Consider the following 16,772-nt stretch of genomic DNA (forward strand, 5'->3'; position numbering starts at 1 on the left):
ACCTCAGTACGGCTGGACCGCGCCGGTGGACAGCGCCGTCTTCGCCCGGGCGAGCGCGTCGGCGACGGCGGCGTCCTTGCTGCACAGTACGAAGTCGGTGCCGTGGTTGGGCGAGGTGAGCCCGAAGCGCACGTTCTCGGCCTTCCACGTCTCGTCGAGCACCGCCCGCACGGCGTACTCGACCTCGGCGCCGATATCGGTGTGCACATAGCCGAGGTACACAGGGTTGGTGCAGTCGCCGGGAATCGGTCCACCGACCATCGCCGCGCCGGCCTGGGCGGCGGCCTGCTCCATGCCCGCCTTGCCGAGGTTCACGATCTGGCCGAGCGCGCCCGCGCCCGCGCCGTAGTCGGCCAGCGCCGCCTGCTTGGCCTTGGCCGGATCGTTGAAATCGCCGACGTACTGCGGGGTCAGTACCTTCACCTCCGGCTTCGCGAAGCGGGCGCCGTTGCCGAAGGCGTTGGCGGCGTTGACGATCGCGGGCAGCTCCACGCCGCCGACGAACGCCACGGCGCCGTTCTTCGCCCCTGCCGCCGAGACCGCGCCGCTGAGGAATTCGGCCTCGGCCTGCTGCGGGTCGTAGTAGGCGAGGTTGGCCAGCGGGGTCGCGTCGGCGGGTCCGCCGATCTCGACGAACTTCACCTGCGGGAACTGCGGTGCCACCTTGCGCAGGTCGGCGTCGGTCTGGCCGCCGAGGGAGATCACCAGGTCGTTGGTGGAGGCGAAGCGGACCAGGGCCTGCTGATAGTCGCTCGCCGCGACCTGTTCGACCTTGCTCAGTTCCACCCGGTCGCCGAGCGACTCGGCGACGCGCTGGTAGCCGAGATAGCCCGACTGCATGAAGCCGGTGTCCGAGAGCGAACCGGGAAAGAAGACACCGACTTTCAGCGTGCCGCCCGCGCCGGAAGTGTCGGAGGACCCGCAGGCCGACAGCAGGGCGGCGGCGGCCAGCGCGGCCGAGGCTGCGGCGATCGCGCGCCGAGTGGACTTGTGCACGGGGTACTCCTTGGTCGAACGAACCGCCGAGATAGCGGTATACCGTTAAGTGTCAGCCTGAAGTGCCGACATGACGTGCGGATTACCGAAACGTAAGAATCGGGCGCTGGCGCACGGCGGGACTACCGTGGACGGGATGCGGGTGCGCGAGGATGGTGCGGTGGCGGAAGAACCTGCGAAGAAGTCGCTGCGCGATCGGGCCTACGAGGAACTGCGCGACCGGATCATCGACCTGCGCCTGAGCCCGGGGCAGCGGCTGGTGGAACGCGAGCTCGCGACCGAGCTGGCGATCTCGCGGATCCCGTTGCGCGAGGCACTGCAGCTGCTCGAGCGCGAAGGGCTCGTGGTCATCGTGCCGCGTCAGGGCGCGATCGTCGCCCCGTTCACGGTGACCGACGTGCGGGACCTGTTCGATGTCCGTGAGAGCCTGGAAGTGCTGGCCGCCCGGCTGGCCGCCGAGCGGGCTGATCCGGCGGGCTTGGCCGCCCTGCGCGAGCAGCTCGCCGCCGCTCGCCGGGCCACCGCCGCCGGTGATCAGGCCGCGATCGCCGCGGCCAATGCCGGCTTCCACACCCTGCTCGTCGAAGTCTCGGGCAACCCGCTGCTGCAATCATTGCTGCGGCCCTTGGAATCTCGCGTCCGCTGGCTGTTCCACCTCACCAAGGAGCGCGACCCCGGCACCCAGTGCGACGAGCACGAAGCCCTCTACGCCGCCATCGCCGCGGGCGATGCCGAGGCCGCCGCCGAGATCGCCTACCGGCACGTGGCCTCGGGCCGCGAACCCAGCCTCGCGCTGTCGGCCCAATGGTCCATGCCCGAGATCGACCCGGTCTCGGCCACCCGCACCCGCCAGCGCACCACCCACCGGGAGAAGACGGCCTGACCCGTCAGGGTGACGATCGAGCGCCCGGTCGGGCAGGTGTCGCGGTGCCGCTCTGTGCTGTGCGGGCGGCGTCGCGCAGGGTGGTGCGGGCGGCGTGGATGGCTGGGTGGGTGGCGGTGCCGTTGCGGTAGGCGAGGTGGGTGTGGCGGCGGGTGGTCAGCGGGGTGAGGGTGACGTCGCCGAGCGGGGACGGCAGGGCCATGGCCGGGACGATGGCGGCGCCCGCGTCGGCGGCGACCAGGGCCAGGACGGTGGTGAAGTCGTCGGCGTGGTGACGGATGCGCGGGGTGAAGCCGGTGGCCAGGCAGGCGCGCAGGGTGACGGTGTGGCACAGGGTGCCCGGTGTGCCCGCGATCCACGGGGACGCGGCGGTGGCGCGCAGCGGGTCGGTGGCCGGGACCGGGTGGCGGGTGGCCAGGAAGACGGTCTCGGTGTGCAGCGGCTCGGTATGGATGGCCGGGTCGGGGATGGCGGGGACCAGGTCGTAGTCGTGGGTCAGGGCGATGTCGAGGGTGCCCGCGCGCAGGGCGTCGGGGACCTCGGCGGGGTCGAGCTCGGTGACGGTGAGTTCGAGCCGGGGATGGGCGGTGCTCAGGGCCACCAGCGCGGGCGACAGCAGGGTCCGGGCCGCGGTGGGGAACGCGCCGATCCGCAGCGTGCCGACGAGTTCGTCCCGGACACAGGACAATTCGGCGTCGGCCCGCTCGAGGGCGGCGAGGATGGTCTCGGTGTGGCCGACGAGCAGATGCGCGGCCGGGGTGAGCGTCACCCGCCTGCCCGTGCGCTCCAGCAGCGACACCCCCGCCTCGCGTTCGAGCGCGGTGAGCTGTTGGGAGACCGCCGAGGGGGTGTAGCTGAGCGCGTCGGCGACCGCGGCGATGGTGCCGCGATGAGCGAGTTCGCGCAGCAGGCGGAGTTTGCGGACGTCGAGCATCAGTTCATCTTACGGTCGCCGTCACCAATGTGAACTGGACCTGATGTATCGGTCGGCTCGACCATGGACCCATGACATCGCTGCAGGGACTGTTCGTCCCCATGATCACCCCCTTCGCCGCCGACGGCGCGGTCGCCGCCGACGCACTGGCACAGCACGCCCACCGCGTCCTCGACGCGGGCGCGACCGGGCTCGTCGCCCTGGGCACCACCGCCGAACCGTCGACCCTCACCGCCGCGGAACGCGCGCTGGTGCTCGACGTGTGCGCCGCCGTCTGCGCCGAACGCGACGCCCCGCTCATCGTGTGCGCCGGCGGCAACGCCACCGCCGACTCGGTCGCGGCCGTCGGCGCACTGCGACATCCGGTCGCCGGGGTGCTCGCCGTGGTGCCGTACTACGTGCGGCCGAGCGAGGAGGGCGTCGTCGCGCACTTCACCGCGCTGGCCGCCGCGAGCCCGGCGCCGGTGTTCGTCTACGACGTGCCCTACCGCACCGCGCGCCCGCTGTGCGGCGACACCCTCGTGCGGCTGGCGAGCATTCCGAACATCGCCGGATTCAAGCATTCGGTCGGCGGAGTCGACGCGGCCAGCGTGGAACTCCTCGCCAGAGCCGGCGCGACGACGACGGTGCTGTGCGGCGACGACCGCTTCGCCTCACCGCTGCTCGCGCTCGGCGCCCGCGGCGGCATCCTGGCCGCCGCGAACATCGCTCCCGGCGCGTACGCCGCGCTGATCGCGGCCTGGCTGGCCGACGACGCGGCCCGCGGCCGGGCTCTGGGCCACCGCCTCGACGCGCTCGGCGCCGCCCTGTTCGCCGAACCCAATCCGACGGTCGTCAAGGCGGTCCTGGCCGCGCGCGGGGAGATCCCGAGTGCGGCGGTTCGCCTGCCGTTGTTGTCCGCTTCGCCGGAATCGACGGCGGCGGCCCTGGCCGCCGCGGAGACACTCGCCGCCGCGCCGGGGTGAAGAACCAGGTCACGAACAATAAATTTCGCTGGTCTTCCGAACGAAAAGGTGCCAGGCTCAAGCGGTGACGAAACCTCCGGATATCGGCGCCGCCGATCCCACCTCCGACAAGCTGGACGCCGCCGTACTCAAGGTCGCGGGCGTCGTCGTCCTCGGTGCGGTGATGTCGATCCTCGACATCACCGTGGTCACCGTCGCGATCCCGACCTTCATGGAGGACTTCCAGGCCTCCGTCGAGGTGGTCGCGTGGACCATGACCGGCTACACCCTGGCGCTGGCCTCGGTCATCCCGTTGACCGGATGGGCCGCCGACCGCTTCGGCACCAAACGCCTCTATATGGCGGCGCTGTCGTTCTTCATCCTCGGTTCCGTGCTGTGCTCGATGGCGTGGAGCATCGAGTCGCTGGTGGCGTTCCGCGTCATCCAGGGCATCGGCGGCGGCATGCTCATGCCGCTGGGCATGACGATCATGACCCACGCCGCGGGTCCGCAGCGGATCGGTCGCGTGATGGCCGTCCTCGGTGTGCCGATGCTGCTCGGCCCGATCTGCGGTCCGATCCTGGGTGGCTGGCTGATCGACGCCTTCAGCTGGCACTGGATCTTCCTCATCAACCTGCCGCTGGGCCTGGTCGCGCTGGTGCTGGCCTACATCGTGTTCGCGCCCGACAAGCCCAAGGTGTCGGAATCGTTCGACTTCGTCGGCATGCTGCTGGCCTCGCCCGGTCTGGCGCTGTTCCTGTTCGGTGTCTCCTCCATCCCGGAGAAGGGCACGGTGCTCGCCGCGCGCGTGCTGATCCCGGCGATCATCGGCGCGATCCTGCTGGTGGCGTTCGTGTTCCATGCGCTGCGCACCGACCATCCGCTGATCGACCTGCGCCTGTTCAAGAACCCGTCGCTGCGCTCCTCGGTGCTCACCATGTCGCTGTTCGCCACGGCGTTCTTCGGCGCCGGCTTCCTGCTGCCGAACTACCTGCAGCAGGTCCGCGGTGAGACGGCGCTGGACTCGGGTCTGCTGATGGCCCCGCAGGGCATCGGCGCCATGCTGACCATGCCCATCGCGGGCTTCCTGGTCGACAAGATCGGCCCCGGCAAGATCGTCATGGTCGGCATCACCCTCATCACCGCCGGTCTGGCCGGCTTCACCCAGCTGGAATCGGACACCTCGTACCTGCTGATCGGCGGCGCGCTGTTCGTGATGGGTCTGGGCATGGGCTGCACCATGATGCCGGTGATGACCGCGGCCATCCAGACGCTCTCGCACGCCCAGGTCGCGCGCGGATCGACGCTGATGAACATCATCAACCAGACCGCCGCCTCGATCGGCACCGCGACCATGTCGGTGGTGCTGGCCGCCCAGCTCAACGACAATCCCGCGGCGGGCATCGGCATCGCGTCCAACGTCAAACCCGAGATCGCGGCGCAGTTCCCGCCCGCGGTCATCCAACAGGGCCTCGACCTCGCGGCCGAGGCGTTCAGCAACACCTACTGGGTGACGGTCATCCTGGCCGCGCTGACGCTGATCCCGGCGTTCTTCCTGCCACGCACCAAACCGGCGGCCCCGGTCGACGCGGAAGCTTCGATCATGGTCTAGCTGTCGCGCACACGAAAGCCCGGGCGGAACACGCAGTTCCGCCCGGGCTTTCGTCGTGTCAACGGCGTTCGGCGATCTCGCGCAGCACCCGCACCATCCGATCGATCTCGTCGACGGTGTTGTAGAAGGCGAACGAGGGCCGCACGGTCGCCTCGACCCCGAGCCTGCGCAGGATCGGCTGCGCGCAATGATGCCCGGCCCGCACCGCGATGCCGCGTTCGTTCATGGCGCGGCCGATGTCGACCGGATCGCACCCGTCGAGCACGAACGACAGCACGCTCGCCTTCTCCGCCGCGGTGCCGATGAGCCGGACCCCGGGGACCGCGGCCACCAGCGGGGTGGCGTAGGCGAGCAGTTCGTGCTCGTAGCGGCCGATCGCGTCCATGCCGATTCGCTGCACGTAGTCGAGCGCGGCCGCCAGGCCCACCGCGTCGGCGATGCTGCCGGTGCCCGCCTCGAACCGCCCCGGCGCCGGCTGGAACAGCGACCGTTCCAGGGTGACGTCGGCGATCATGTTCCCGCCGCCCTGCCACGGCGGCATGTCCTCGAGCACCGTGGACCTGCCGTAGACCGCGCCGATCCCGGTGGGCCCGAACACCTTGTGGCCGGAGAACACGAAGAAATCGGCGTCGATCGCCCGCACGTCGATCGGGGTGTGCGGGGCCGACTGCGCGCCGTCGATCAGCACCGTCGCCCCGACCCGCCGTGCGGCGGCGACGAGGTCACGCACCGGGGTGATCGTGCCGAGCGCGTTGGACACGTGCGTCACCGACACCAGTTTGGTGCGCTCGGTGAGCAACCGGGTGTACTCGTCGAGCAGCAGCTGCCCGCGATCGTCGACCGGGGCGACCTGGATCCGCGCGCCGGTCTCGGCGGCCAGCAGCTGCCACGGCACGATATTGGCGTGGTGCTCGAGGTGCGAGATCAGGATCTCGTCACCGGCGCGCAGATTCTTGCGGCCCCAGGTCTGGGCGATCAGGTTGATGCCCTCGGTGGCCCCGCGCACGAACACGATCTCCTGCGCCGAACCCGCGCCGAGGAATCGGGCGACGGTCTCGCGCGCCTGCTCGTAGGCGTCGGTCGAGCGGGCCGCCAATTCGTGCGCGGCCCGGTGGATATTGGAGTTCTCGTGCGCGTAGAAGTGCGCCAGCCGATCGATGACCGCCCGCGGCTTCTGCGTGGTGGCCGCGTTGTCGAACCACACCAGCTGATGCCCGTTGACCCGCTCGGCCAGGATCGGGAAATCGGCGCGCACGGCGTGCACGTCGAACGGCGGGTGCGGGTCCGGTGCCACCGGCGGCGCCCCGGCGCCGTCGAGGAAATAGAACGACGGCGAGCCGGCGGCCGCGGGCGGGCCGGGCGAGCGCGGCGGGGACAGGATCTCCCGCAGCGACGGCAGCACCGCGAGGAACGGGTCGACGTGCACGGCCTCGGGCTGCGGCGCGACGGCCGCGGGCACGTGCTCGGCGCCCCATCCCGGCACCGCGGGCGCCGCGGTGGGCCCGCCGGGAACCGCAGCGCCCGCTCCGGTGATCGGTGGTGCGGGCCGGAAGGCCGGCGGCGCCGACGTGCCCGGCGCCGGCGGGGTGAACGGCGGCGACGGTGAATCCGGTTGCAGCAGGGACACACCCGGTGTGCCCGTGGCCCCGGTCGGCAGCGCGGCGAAGAACTCGCCGGCGAGGCGGGCGAGCGTCGCCTCGTCCGGCAGTCCGTCGCCGCCCGCCTCAGCTCCGGTAGGTCGGGGCGTAGTCATGGAACTTGTCCACCTCCGCGCCCTCCAGCAGGGCCACCGCGTCGTCGGTCAGGATCGTCAGCGAGCAGTACAGCGACACCAGGTACGAGGCGATCGCACTGCGATCGATGCCCATGAACTTCACCGACAGGCCCGGGCCTTGCTCCCCGGCCAGCCCCGGCTGATACAGCCCCACCACGCCCTGACGGGATTCGCCGGTGCGGATCAGCAGGAACGAGGTCTTGCCGTCGATCACGGGCACCTTGTCCGACGGGATGATGGGAATGCCGCGCCACGTGATGAATTGGGAGCCGAACAGGCTGACCGTCGGCGGCGGCACCCCGCGGCGGGTGCATTCGCGGCCGAAAGCGGCCACACCCTGCGGATGGGTGAGGAAGAAGCCGGGCTCCTTCCAGACCTTGGTGATCAGATTGTCCAGGTCGTCGGGCGTGGGCGGCCCGGCCAGCGTGCTGATGCGCTGGCGCGCCACGGTATTGGCGATCAGCCCGTAGTCCGGGCTGTTGATCAGCTCGCCTTCCTGGTGCTCCTTGATCGCCTCGATGGTCAGCCGCAACTGCTGGGCGATCTGGTCGTGCGGGCTCGAGTACAGATCCGAGACCCGGGTGTGCACATCCAGAATCGTGTTGACGGCCTTGAGCCGATACTCGCGCGGTTCCTTCTCGTAGTCGATGAAGGTCTCCGGCAGCGGGGACTCGTCGAAGTTGTCGCACTGGATGTCGACGGTCTGCTCGTGGGTGACGCGGTTGCGCCGATAGATACCGGCCTCGACCGGTACCCAGTTGAGCAGATGGACCAACCACCGCGGGGTGATCGACTCCATCTGCGGGACGGTCTTGGTCGCGTTGGCCAGTGTGCGAGCGGCGACATCGCCGAGGGCAACCGGGCCCGGGACAGCTTTGGTCATCGAACCACCTTGCGAATAGGCAAATCGACGGTTAACCGGCGGGGTCAGCCTAACCCCGCCGGGTTCTCCTGTCGCGCCGGAACGCCCGTGTCCGACCGCTGTTCACACGCGGAAACGCAATCTCAACCGTAGAGCTTCACGAAGGCCTCGAGCGAGCGTTCGATGTCGCCGCGCAGCGCCTTGGCCACGGCCGAGCCGATCGGGCCGAACAGCGGTGCGCCGCCGAGGTCGATGTCGACGCCGACCTTCGAGCCGCTGCCCTTGGGCTCGACGTTCATGGTGAGACCGAACTTGGTGCCGCCGATCCCGGTGCCGGTGAGGGCCAGCCGGCGCGGCGGTTCGGCGGTGCGCACCGTCCAGGTGACCTTGTTGCGGAAACCCTTGACGCGGGCGATGCCGACGAGCACGGTGCCGGGGGTGAGGTCGTCGGGCAGATCGCCGCGCCAGGCCTCGTGGATGGTCAGCCAGTCGCCGAGCGCGGGCAGGTCGGACGCGTGCGCCCAGGCCTGGTCCGGCGGGACGGGGACATCGACGGAGAGCTTCAGTTTCGCCACAGCCGGATGGTATCCGGTACCCGGGGTTCCGACTCGACCGGACGCGGCATAGCAAACCAGAATAGATCAGCCGCCCAGCACCGCGGGTGGGAATTCTGATGCCGGACAGGACGATCCGCGCCGGAGCCGATCAGGGTGCTGCTACTGTGTGCGGGTCGCTGGAAGTGGAGCGTGTGGATCGGATATTCGAGCCTCCGCGCGCTCCGGGCGAATGCCTCGCCGGGCGGGCCGGTGAGGGCCCACCGGCCAGGGCGTGAAGTGGTCGACGACGACGAAAGATCTGATGAACTCAGGAATTGCGGTGCTGTTACTCGTCATCGGAGCGCCGCTGTTACTGCTCGCGCTGGCCGTGACGGTCTTCGCCATGCGCAACGAGCGCCAGCAGCGGTTGCGGGCCGACGTCGCCATCCGGGAACGGGTCGCGGCCGAGAACGCGCTGATCCAGCTGGCGCACACGACCGTGCCCGCGATCACAGAGGCCGTGCGCAGGCACGACATCCCCGCCGTCGGTGTCGAGGTCCCGCCGGAGCTGCGCGAGACGCGCTTCGCCGAGCTGCTGCAGACCATCGCCACCGGCCACGCCGAAGCCCTGCGTGTGGTCTCCGAGGAGACCAGGGCGATGGTCGAACGCTACGGCGAGCAGCGCCGGATCAGCGAGGTCCAGAGCGCGCAGGAGGCCGCGCGCGCCGACCTGGCCGCCACCTCACGCGCCGCGACCAGCGCCGCGGTGCGCTCCTTCGGCACCTCGGTGGTGAGCCTGGGCACCGACCTGGGCCAGGTGGTGAGCACCGCGCTGCGCGAGCACCGCGACGACGCGATCTACGAGACGCTGACCAGGATCGACCACACCGTCCAGCAGATGATCCGGCAGGCGCAGTCCTATGTGATCGTCTCCGGCGGCCTGCCCGGCCGCCGCTGGCCGCAGCAGTCGCTGACCGACGTGGCCGGCGGCGCCACCGGCCGCGTGCGGGAATACCTGCGGGTGCGCTCGGGCCAGTCCGACCGCGTGGTGATCAGCCGCGCGGTGGAACCGCTGGTGCACACCATGGCCACCCTGCTCGACAACGCGCTGCGCTACTCGCCGCCGTCGTCGTTCGTGGAAGTCGGCTTCCAGGAAGGCCATCACGGCGTCACCGTCATCATCGACGACGCGGGCATGCGGATGAGCCCCGAACAGCTCGAGGACGCGCGCCAGGTGCTCAGTGGCGAACGTTCCGTCGACATCCACGATCTCGGTCCGGCGCCCAAGGTCGGTTTCCCTGGTATCGCGGCACTGGCACGCCGGTACGGCTTCTCCGTGCACGTCGACGGTCCCAACATCTTCGGCGGCATGCGGGCGATGGTCTACGTGCCCTCGGCGCTGCTGGTCAGCGGTGCCGCGCCGCGACTGCCCGAACCCGAACTCACCGCCCAGGCCCATGTTCCGGTTCCGGTCCTGGTCGAGGCGGAATCGCGGGGGGCCGACGTGCACGAGATCACCAGTGGGGGATTGCCCAAGCGTCGCCGCAGGCCGGTGGCGCCGGACCCGGCGGAGGTGTCCGCCGAATCGGGGCAGGCCCGCCCCGACCTCGCCGCTGCCTGGCACAGCGGTTCCCGCAGCGGTCGCGCCGCTGCGGCCGAGCGAACCACGGAAGGAACAGCCGATGAGCACACCGGTAGCCGATAGCACGAACCGCCTGGCATGGCTGCTCGAGGATCTGGAGATCCCCGGCGTCCGCTTCGCGGTGCTGCTGTCCGATGACGGACTGCGGATCGCGCACTCCCGTGGCGTGGCCAAGGACGACGCCGAGCGGTTCGCCGCCGCCGCGTCGGGCCTGCGCTCGCTCGGCAAGGCGCTCGGCGAGTTCTGCGGTGGCTCGTCGAACGCAGTGCGCCAGAACATGACCGAGTACGACGAGGGCATGATCATGATCACCGCCGCCGGTGTCGGCGCGCTGCTGGGCGTCGCCACCACCGTCGACGTCGACGTGGCGCTGGTGGCGCACCGGATGAACGAGCTGGCCTCCCGGGTCGGCCACGAGATCGGCAGCGCACCCCGCCACGGTGGCAGGTGATGAGCCGGGGCAGGCGCGACCCCGACCTGGTCAGGTCGTATGTGCGCACCGGCGGCCGGGTCAGGGCCGCGCATGAACTGGACCTGGTGACCCTGGTCCGCGCCGTCGCCGACGCGCGCCCCGACCACCGCCCCGACGAGCGCAGACTGCTCGCGCTCACCAGCCGCCGCGGCGCGCTCTCGGTCGCCGAGCTGTCGGCGTATCTGGATCTGCCCGCGTCCGTCGTGAAGATCATCGTGTCCGATCTGCTCGACAGCGGCCATCTGCAGTGCCCCACCCCGGCTCAGGTGAAGCCGGAACTCGCGTTGATCAAGGAGGTGCTGCATGGTCTCCGTGCCATCGCGGGTTGAGATCGATTATGTCCCCGAGACCGTGACGCGGTCGGTGAAGATCCTGGTCGCAGGCAATTTCGGCGTCGGCAAGACGACGTTCGTGTGCGGAGTGTCCGAGATCAGGCCGCTGCGCACCGAGGAGACCATCACCGAGGCCAGTATCGGCGTCGACGACATGGCCGGACTCGGCAGCAAGGTGCAGACCACCGTCGCCCTGGACTTCGGCCGCATCACCCTGAATCCGCAGCTGGCGCTGTACCTGTTCGGCACGCCGGGCCAGGAACGCTTCGCCCCGCTGTGGGAGGAACTGGCCCGCGGCGCGCTGGGCGCGCTCGTGCTCGTCGACACCCGGCGCATCGAGAAGGCCGACGACGTGCTCTCGGCGCTGGAACAGCGCGGCGTGCCGTACGCGGTGGCGGTCAACGAGTTCGAGGGCTTCCGCCGGTACCCGCTCGAGGAAGTCCGCGAGGCGCTGGACCTGTCGCCGGAGACCCCGGTGGTCGCGGTGGACGCGCGCCGCCGCGATCACGGCCTGCGCGCGCTGATCACCTTGGCGGAGTACCTGTTCCGCAGGCAGGAAGCGACAGCGTCATGACGGTGGATCTCTCGGCCGGTGAACGGGTGCCGATGTACGCGCCCGAGTTCGCCGCCGACCCGCAGGCGGCCTACCGCGAGATGCGGCGCCGGTTCGGGTCGGTGGTGCCGGTCGAGTTGTCGCCGGGGATCCGGGCGACGCTGGTCATCGGCTATCACACCGCGGTCCGGATCCTCAACGATCCCGAGCACTTCCCGGCCGATCCGCGGCAGTGGCAGCGCAATATCCCGCAGGACTGCCCGGTGCTGCCGATGCTGCAGTTCCGGCCCGCCGCGCTGCGCACCACCGGCGCCGAGCACGTCCGGTACCGGCAGGCCAATGTCGCCGGGATCGCCGGGGTGGACCTGTACGCGATGCACGCCACCGTCGAGCAGTTCGCCATCCCGCTGATCAACAGCTTCTGCGCGAACGGCTCGGCGGACCTGTTGAGCCAGTACGCGTTTCCGCTGGTGTTCCAGGCGCTGAACTCGATGCTGGGCTGCACCCCGGAGATCGGGCAGCAGGTGGCCACCGGGATGGCGCAGATCTTCGAGGGTGACGACGCCGAGGCGGGCAACAACCTGCTGGCGTCGGCGCTGTCGGATCTGGTCGAGCTGCGTCAGCGCGAGCCCGGCGACGACGTCGCCACCCGGCTGCTGCACCACCCGGCCGCACTCACCGACGAGGAGATGGTGCACCAGCTGCTGGTGCTCTACGGCGCGGGCATCGAACCGATGCTCAACCTGGTGGTGAACACGCTGCGGCTGATGCTCACCGACGACCGTTTCGCGGGAAATGTGCTGGGCGGCAGCCTGTCCACCCGTGACGCGCTCGACGAGGTGCTGTTCACCGATCCGCCGCTGGCCAACTTCTGCATGACCTATCCGCGCCAGCCGATCCTGGTCGACGAGATGTGGCTGCCCGCGAACGAGCCGGTCGTGATCAGCATGTCGGCCTGCAACAACGATCCCGCGATCGCCGGTCGCGATGTGGTGGACAATCGCGCGCACCTGGCCTGGAGCGCGGGTCCGCACGGGTGCCCGGCCAAGTCGGTGGCGTATCTGATCGTGCAGGACGCGATCGATCAGCTGCTCGACGCGCTGCCGGAGCTGTCGCTGGCCGTGCCGGAGCAGGAACTGGTGTGGCGGCCGGGGCCGTTCCATCGGTCGCTGGCCGCGCTGCCGGTCGAATTCCCGAAGACGCCGCCGCTGCCGATGCCCTGAGTCCGGTCAGCCCGGCCGCAGGGCGGGGCCGACGAAGCGTTCCACCAGGGCTCGCTCGGCCGCGGCGTCGGGGAGCGGCCAGGTGAGCAGGGACAGCACGACCCGCACGATCCAGCCCGCGGCCGCGTCGTCGGGGGCGATCCGGGTGAGCGTGGTGGCGATGTGGCCGAGCTCGGGTGCGCCGGCGAGGACTTCGTCGGTGTCGGGGGAGCGGTGCCGGATCAGCCACTGCCGCAGCACCGGATCGGCGCGGATGGCGGCCACGGCGGCCAGGATCGCCTCGACCGGACGGCGCCGGGCGGGAACCCGCTCGACGGCGGCTTCGACGCGCGCCGCGACCGTGCCCGCCGCTCGCACCATGACCGCGCGGACCAGGCGGGGTTTGCCGCCGACGTGGCGGTACAGCGTCGCCCGGGAGCAGCCCGCCGCGGCGGCGACATCCTCGGCGGTGACCGCGTCGATGCCGCGTTCCAGGAACAGGGCCAGGGCGGCCTGTTCGATCCGGTCGATCGCCACGGCGTGGCGGTCGCCGTCGGTCAGCCAGTCGGCGGTCATCCGCCCTCCCTTCGCCATCTCGAGCTGAGACATTCACTGAGTTCTGTCTACCGTATCTGCACTGGACAGGACGTGTTGTGCGCGCTACGAGCTCCGGGCACAGCCACGGCGACGTCTCATGGTGCGACGGTTGTTGACCCTCCGTTCGCCGCGGAGGCACGGTGGGCACCGACAAACCGAGCAGGAAAGGCGGCGGCGATGACCACGGATCTCGCGGCGATCGATCTCTTCGACCCGGGGGTACTCGACGACCCCTACCCCCTGTACCGCCGCCTGCGCGAGGACGCTCCGGTGTACCGCGTGCCGGGCACCGACTTCTTCCTCGTCGCCTCCTGGGCCGGGGTCGCCGAGGCGACCGCGCGCACCGCCGAGTTCTCCTCGCATCTGACCGGGGTGCTCGTCGCCCAGCCCGGCGCGCGACCGGTCACCTTCGACCTCGACCCGACCGGCGCGGGCGTGCACGTCCTCGCCACGGCCGACGGCGCGGTGCACGCCGCGCACCGCGGCATCGTCGGTCCCGCCCTGGCCAAACGGGTCAGGACACTGGGACCGATGGTCACCGCACTCACCGAACAGCTCTGGTCCGAGGAACTCGACGGCGACCGGATCGACTGGGCGAGCGGAATGGCCGACCGGCTGCCGCTCGCCTTGATCGCCGAACTCGTCGGGCTGCCGAGCACCGACGTGCCCCGACTGCTGACATGGGCCTACGACTCCACCGAGATGCTGGGCGGGGTCGTGGCCGAGGGCCGGATGACCGAGCTGGTCACCTCCGCGGCCGAGCTGGCCCACTACGCCTACATCGCCCTCGCGGCCGCGAAAGAACGTGGCGCCGGGCCGGATTCACCCGAGGCGCTGATCGACGTCCTCGCCGCGGCCCTGGCGGCGGGCCGGATCGACGAGCAGCAGGCCGTCCTGATCGTGGTGCAGCTGATCGGGGCGGGTGGCGAGTCGACGGCGGGCCTGATCGCCGCGTCCGCCCGGCTGCTGGCCGCCGACCTCGAGCTGCAGGCGCGGCTGCGGGAGCGTCCCGAGCTGGTGCCCGCGTTCCTCGACGAAGCGCTGCGCCTCGAATCGCCGTTCCGCGGCCACCATCGCCACGTCCTCACCGACACCCGGCTCGGTGCGGTCGACCTGCCCGCGGGCAGCCATCTGCTGCTGCTGTGGGGCGCGGCCAACCGCGACCCCGCGATGTTCGACGACCCGGACACCGTGAACCTCACGCGCCGCCGGGGCCGCGGCCACGCCGCCTTCGGCGCGGGCGCGCACTTCTGCATCGGCTCCGCCCTGGCCCGGCTCGAGGCGACCACGGCCCTCACCCTGCTGCTCGACCGCACCGAGCGGTTCACCCTGATCGACGACGCGCCGCCGCGCTGGGTGCCGAGCCTGTTGGTCCGCCGCCACGCGAGCCTGCCGCTGCACGTCGTTCCGCGCTGACCACCCGGGGTGTGGCACCGTAGCGGGATGCGCTCCACCCTGCTGCTGTCGGCGTTCCCGGCGGTCGTGCTGATGTCGGCCGGTTGCACCTCCGGCGCGTCCGGACCCGCGCCGGCACCGACGGGCACCACGACCGCCGCGATCGAGACCGCGACGCCGGTGTCGTCGGCGCTGCCGGAGCCCCCGCCACGGACGGTCGTGCTCGACCCCGGACACAACGGCGGCAATGCCGCGCACCCCGCGCAGATCACCGCGCCGGTACCGGACGGGCGCGGTGGCACCAAGGCCTGCAACACCACCGGCACCGCCGCCGACAGTGGCTACCCCGAGCACGCCTTCACCTGGGATGTCAGCCTGCGCGTGCGCGACGCGCTCACCGCGCACGGCGTGCGGGTGATCCTGACCCGCGACGACGACACCGGCGTCGGACCGTGTGTCGACCGGCGAGCCGCCGTCGGCAACGACGCGGCCGCCGACGCGGTGGTCTCGATCCACGCCGACGGCCACCCGGGCGCCGACGCGCACGGCTTCCACATCGCCTACGCCGACCCACCGCTCAATCCCGTCCAGGCCGGCGCCGGTGTCGCGCTGGCCACCGCCCTGCGCGACGCCATGGTGCGAGGCGGGGCGATCCCGTCGACCTACGTGGGGTCGGCGGGCCTGAATCCCCGCGCCGATCTGGCCGGGCTCAATCTCGCGCAGCGGCCCGCGGCGCTGGTGGAGTGCGGCAACATGCGCTCGGCCGCCGACGCCGCGCTCATCGAAACACCCGAGGGCCGGGCCCGCTACGCCGAGCTCGTCACGGCCGGGATCCTGGCCTTCCTGGGCTGAGCCGACCGGAATTTCGCGGAGACCACGCAACGTTCGCCGGTCTCGCGCCACGACTTGTCCGCCGCCGCGGGCAAGTGTGCTTGTTGCGAATAGTCTGCCGTCTCCGCAACTTCCGGCAAACCGGGGAAATCGCGCCAGCTGGGTGGATAACCAACAATTTGCCCGTGGTGCGAACCGGTTGGTTCGAACGGGTGATTGTTCGCCGAATTCGCAGTCGGGGCGCCCTGGGGTCGAATACCGGTGGGTAGCGGTATTTTTCGCTATTCGATTGCTTGACGGTTGATCTTCGTCGCCCTACTGTTCCGGTCACAGTTCGATCTCGAACTGTTCGTGTCATCGCTCGAAATGGTTTCCCGGACGGCATGCCGGCCCCTGCCGTCGTCCGTCTGTGTTTTCCAAGGAGTATCGATAGTGCGAAGCCGAATGCTGTCCATCGCCGGAGCCGTGATTCTGGCACCTCTCGCCGGCCTGCTCGTCCCGACCGCGACCGCGAATGCCCACGGCTGGGTCACCGGGCCCGCCAGCAGACAGGAACAATGCGCCAGGGGCCTGGTGTCGTGTGGTGCGGTGAGATACGAGCCGCAGAGCGTGGAAGGCCCCAAAGGCCTGGACAATTGCAGTGCGAACAAATATCCCGAACTCGACGACGACAGCCTCGGCTGGGTGCCGCAGAAAGTGTCCGGGCGAACGACTTTCACGTGGAAGAACACCGCCAACCATCGCACCCTGAATTGGGAGTACTTTATCGGTGGCACCCGGATCGCGGTGATCGACGGCCGCAACGAACAGCCGCCGATGGAGGTCACCCACACCATCGACCTGTCGAACTATTCCGGGCGGCAGAAATTGCGTGCCGTCTGGAATATCGGTGACACCGCGGCCGCTTTCTACAGCTGCGTCGACCTCGAGATCGGCGGCGGGGGCGGCTCCACACCCACCACGACCACACCGACACCGACCACCCCACCCGCCACCACCACGAAACCCCCGGCGACCACCACCCATCAGCACCCGACGACCACCACCGCGCCTGCCGGCGCGGCCTGGCGGCAGGGCGCCACCTACGCCGTCGGCGACACGGTCACCTACCAGGGCGTCACCTACCGCTGCCGCCAGGCGCACACCGTGCACGACCCGAATTGGACACCGCCGAATACGCCCGCGCTGTGGTCGCGGATCTGAGCAT

At 70.5% G+C, this 16,772-nt stretch carries 17 protein-coding genes; 11 read left to right on the forward strand and 6 right to left on the reverse strand.

The genetic code is table 11. From position 1 onward, the window contains the following. Positions 1 to 3: 3 nt before the first annotated feature. A complete protein-coding gene (locus EL493_RS17700; RefSeq protein ID WP_019046633.1) occupies positions 4 to 996 on the reverse strand; it encodes a BMP family ABC transporter substrate-binding protein in 993 nt (330 codons plus the stop codon). A 136-nt stretch (positions 997 to 1,132) separates the two neighbouring features. Here EL493_RS17700 and EL493_RS17705 point away from each other — a divergent pair, with 136 nt between their 5' ends. Then, entirely contained in the window at positions 1,133 to 1,879 is a 747-nt protein-coding gene (locus tag EL493_RS17705) for a GntR family transcriptional regulator (RefSeq protein WP_019046634.1), read from the forward strand. A gap of 4 nt (positions 1,880 to 1,883) precedes the next feature. Here the strand turns inward: EL493_RS17705 and EL493_RS17710 are convergent, their stop codons facing one another. Beyond that, on the reverse strand, positions 1,884 to 2,813 hold the full coding sequence (locus tag EL493_RS17710) for a LysR substrate-binding domain-containing protein (RefSeq protein ID WP_019046635.1): 930 nt from the start codon (positions 2,811 to 2,813) through the stop codon (positions 1,884 to 1,886). Positions 2,814 to 2,884: 71 nt separating this feature from the next. Between EL493_RS17710 and dapA the strand changes: the two genes are divergently transcribed. Next, positions 2,885 to 3,778 (forward strand): 4-hydroxy-tetrahydrodipicolinate synthase, encoded by an 894-nt coding sequence (gene dapA, locus EL493_RS17715; protein ID WP_019046636.1) that lies wholly within the window; start codon positions 2,885 to 2,887, stop codon positions 3,776 to 3,778. A 64-nt stretch (positions 3,779 to 3,842) separates the two neighbouring features. Next, positions 3,843 to 5,369: a DHA2 family efflux MFS transporter permease subunit gene (locus EL493_RS17720; RefSeq protein WP_019046637.1), complete on the forward strand. Its 1,527-nt coding sequence runs from the start codon at positions 3,843 to 3,845 to the stop codon at positions 5,367 to 5,369. 58 nt (positions 5,370 to 5,427) lie between these two features. On the opposite strand, the gene EL493_RS17725 is transcribed toward EL493_RS17720, so the two are convergent. From EL493_RS17725 to EL493_RS17735, 3 genes are all read right to left on the reverse strand, one after another. Beyond that, a complete protein-coding gene (locus tag EL493_RS17725) occupies positions 5,428 to 7,122 on the reverse strand; it encodes a family 2A encapsulin nanocompartment cargo protein cysteine desulfurase (RefSeq protein WP_019046638.1) in 1,695 nt (564 codons plus the stop codon). After that, complete coding sequence (locus EL493_RS17730) at positions 7,094 to 8,026, reverse strand: family 2A encapsulin nanocompartment shell protein (protein WP_019046639.1); 933 nt, start codon at positions 8,024 to 8,026, stop codon at positions 7,094 to 7,096. The genes EL493_RS17725 and EL493_RS17730 overlap by 29 nt, the downstream gene beginning before the upstream one ends. A 122-nt stretch (positions 8,027 to 8,148) precedes the next feature. Continuing rightward, on the reverse strand, positions 8,149 to 8,580 hold the full coding sequence (locus tag EL493_RS17735) for a type II toxin-antitoxin system Rv0910 family toxin (protein ID WP_019046640.1): 432 nt from the start codon (positions 8,578 to 8,580) through the stop codon (positions 8,149 to 8,151). Between the two features lie 283 nt (positions 8,581 to 8,863). Here EL493_RS17735 and EL493_RS17740 point away from each other — a divergent pair, with 283 nt between their 5' ends. Genes EL493_RS17740 through EL493_RS17760 form a run of 5 tightly spaced genes read left to right on the forward strand, consistent with a single transcriptional unit; the run spans position 8,864 to position 12,763 of the window. Continuing rightward, positions 8,864 to 10,246 carry an ATP-binding protein gene (locus EL493_RS17740; RefSeq protein WP_030204080.1) on the forward strand — a complete coding sequence of 461 codons (1,383 nt, stop codon included), beginning with the start codon at positions 8,864 to 8,866 and terminating at the stop codon, positions 10,244 to 10,246. Beyond that, complete coding sequence (locus EL493_RS17745; protein ID WP_019046642.1) at positions 10,224 to 10,634, forward strand: roadblock/LC7 domain-containing protein; 411 nt, start codon at positions 10,224 to 10,226, stop codon at positions 10,632 to 10,634. The genes EL493_RS17740 and EL493_RS17745 overlap by 23 nt, the downstream gene beginning before the upstream one ends. Next, positions 10,634 to 10,984 (forward strand): DUF742 domain-containing protein, encoded by a 351-nt coding sequence (locus EL493_RS17750; protein ID WP_019046643.1) that lies wholly within the window; start codon positions 10,634 to 10,636, stop codon positions 10,982 to 10,984. The genes EL493_RS17745 and EL493_RS17750 overlap by 1 nt, the downstream gene beginning before the upstream one ends. Beyond that, entirely contained in the window at positions 10,959 to 11,561 is a 603-nt protein-coding gene (locus tag EL493_RS17755; RefSeq protein ID WP_022567011.1) for a GTP-binding protein, read from the forward strand. Before EL493_RS17750 ends, EL493_RS17755 begins: the two co-directional genes overlap by 26 nt. Next, the gene (locus tag EL493_RS17760) at positions 11,558 to 12,763 is read left to right on the forward strand and encodes a cytochrome P450 family protein (RefSeq protein ID WP_019046645.1); all 1,206 of its coding nucleotides are present in this window, start codon (positions 11,558 to 11,560) and stop codon (positions 12,761 to 12,763) included. Before EL493_RS17755 ends, EL493_RS17760 begins: the two co-directional genes overlap by 4 nt. A 6-nt stretch (positions 12,764 to 12,769) precedes the next feature. Here EL493_RS17760 and EL493_RS17765 read toward each other — a convergent pair whose 3' ends face one another. Beyond that, positions 12,770 to 13,318: a TetR/AcrR family transcriptional regulator gene (locus EL493_RS17765; protein WP_019046646.1), complete on the reverse strand. Its 549-nt coding sequence runs from the start codon at positions 13,316 to 13,318 to the stop codon at positions 12,770 to 12,772. A 198-nt stretch (positions 13,319 to 13,516) separates the two neighbouring features. Here EL493_RS17765 and EL493_RS17770 point away from each other — a divergent pair, with 198 nt between their 5' ends. From EL493_RS17770 to EL493_RS17780, 3 genes are all read left to right on the forward strand, one after another. Further along, a complete protein-coding gene (locus EL493_RS17770) occupies positions 13,517 to 14,755 on the forward strand; it encodes a cytochrome P450 (protein ID WP_019046647.1) in 1,239 nt (412 codons plus the stop codon). A gap of 27 nt (positions 14,756 to 14,782) precedes the next feature. After that, entirely contained in the window at positions 14,783 to 15,586 is an 804-nt protein-coding gene (locus EL493_RS17775) for an N-acetylmuramoyl-L-alanine amidase (RefSeq protein ID WP_019046648.1), read from the forward strand. Between the two features lie 279 nt (positions 15,587 to 15,865). Beyond that, the gene (locus EL493_RS17780) at positions 15,866 to 16,768 is read left to right on the forward strand and encodes a carbohydrate-binding protein (protein ID WP_232017242.1); all 903 of its coding nucleotides are present in this window, start codon (positions 15,866 to 15,868) and stop codon (positions 16,766 to 16,768) included. Positions 16,769 to 16,772 lie beyond the last annotated feature (4 nt).

Origin of the sequence: Nocardia asteroides (assembly GCF_900637185.1) — a bacterium.
Classification (GTDB): Bacteria; Actinomycetota; Actinomycetes; order Mycobacteriales; family Mycobacteriaceae; genus Nocardia; species Nocardia asteroides.

What these genes read in the sequence shown, in the direction of transcription:
- EL493_RS17745 (WP_019046642.1), top strand. Translation starts at nt 10,224, where the DNA reads ATGAGCACACCGGTAGCCGATAGCACGAACCGCCTGGCATGGCTGCTC.
- EL493_RS17750 (WP_019046643.1), top strand. Translation starts at nt 10,634, where the DNA reads ATGAGCCGGGGCAGGCGCGACCCCGACCTGGTCAGGTCGTATGTGCGC.
- EL493_RS17755 (WP_022567011.1), top strand. Translation starts at nt 10,959, where the DNA reads ATGGTCTCCGTGCCATCGCGGGTTGAGATCGATTATGTCCCCGAGACC.
- EL493_RS17725 (WP_019046638.1), bottom strand. Translation starts at nt 7,122, where the DNA reads ATGACTACGCCCCGACCTACCGGAGCTGAGGCGGGCGGCGACGGACTG.
- EL493_RS17760 (WP_019046645.1), top strand. Translation starts at nt 11,558, where the DNA reads ATGACGGTGGATCTCTCGGCCGGTGAACGGGTGCCGATGTACGCGCCC.
- EL493_RS17710 (WP_019046635.1), bottom strand. Translation starts at nt 2,813, where the DNA reads ATGCTCGACGTCCGCAAACTCCGCCTGCTGCGCGAACTCGCTCATCGC.
- EL493_RS17775 (WP_019046648.1), top strand. Translation starts at nt 14,783, where the DNA reads ATGCGCTCCACCCTGCTGCTGTCGGCGTTCCCGGCGGTCGTGCTGATG.
- EL493_RS17765 (WP_019046646.1), bottom strand. Translation starts at nt 13,318, where the DNA reads ATGACCGCCGACTGGCTGACCGACGGCGACCGCCACGCCGTGGCGATC.
- EL493_RS17740 (WP_030204080.1), top strand. Translation starts at nt 8,864, where the DNA reads ATGAACTCAGGAATTGCGGTGCTGTTACTCGTCATCGGAGCGCCGCTG.
- dapA (WP_019046636.1), top strand. Translation starts at nt 2,885, where the DNA reads ATGACATCGCTGCAGGGACTGTTCGTCCCCATGATCACCCCCTTCGCC.
- EL493_RS17770 (WP_019046647.1), top strand. Translation starts at nt 13,517, where the DNA reads ATGACCACGGATCTCGCGGCGATCGATCTCTTCGACCCGGGGGTACTC.
- EL493_RS17705 (WP_019046634.1), top strand. Translation starts at nt 1,133, where the DNA reads ATGCGGGTGCGCGAGGATGGTGCGGTGGCGGAAGAACCTGCGAAGAAG.
- EL493_RS17730 (WP_019046639.1), bottom strand. Translation starts at nt 8,026, where the DNA reads ATGACCAAAGCTGTCCCGGGCCCGGTTGCCCTCGGCGATGTCGCCGCT.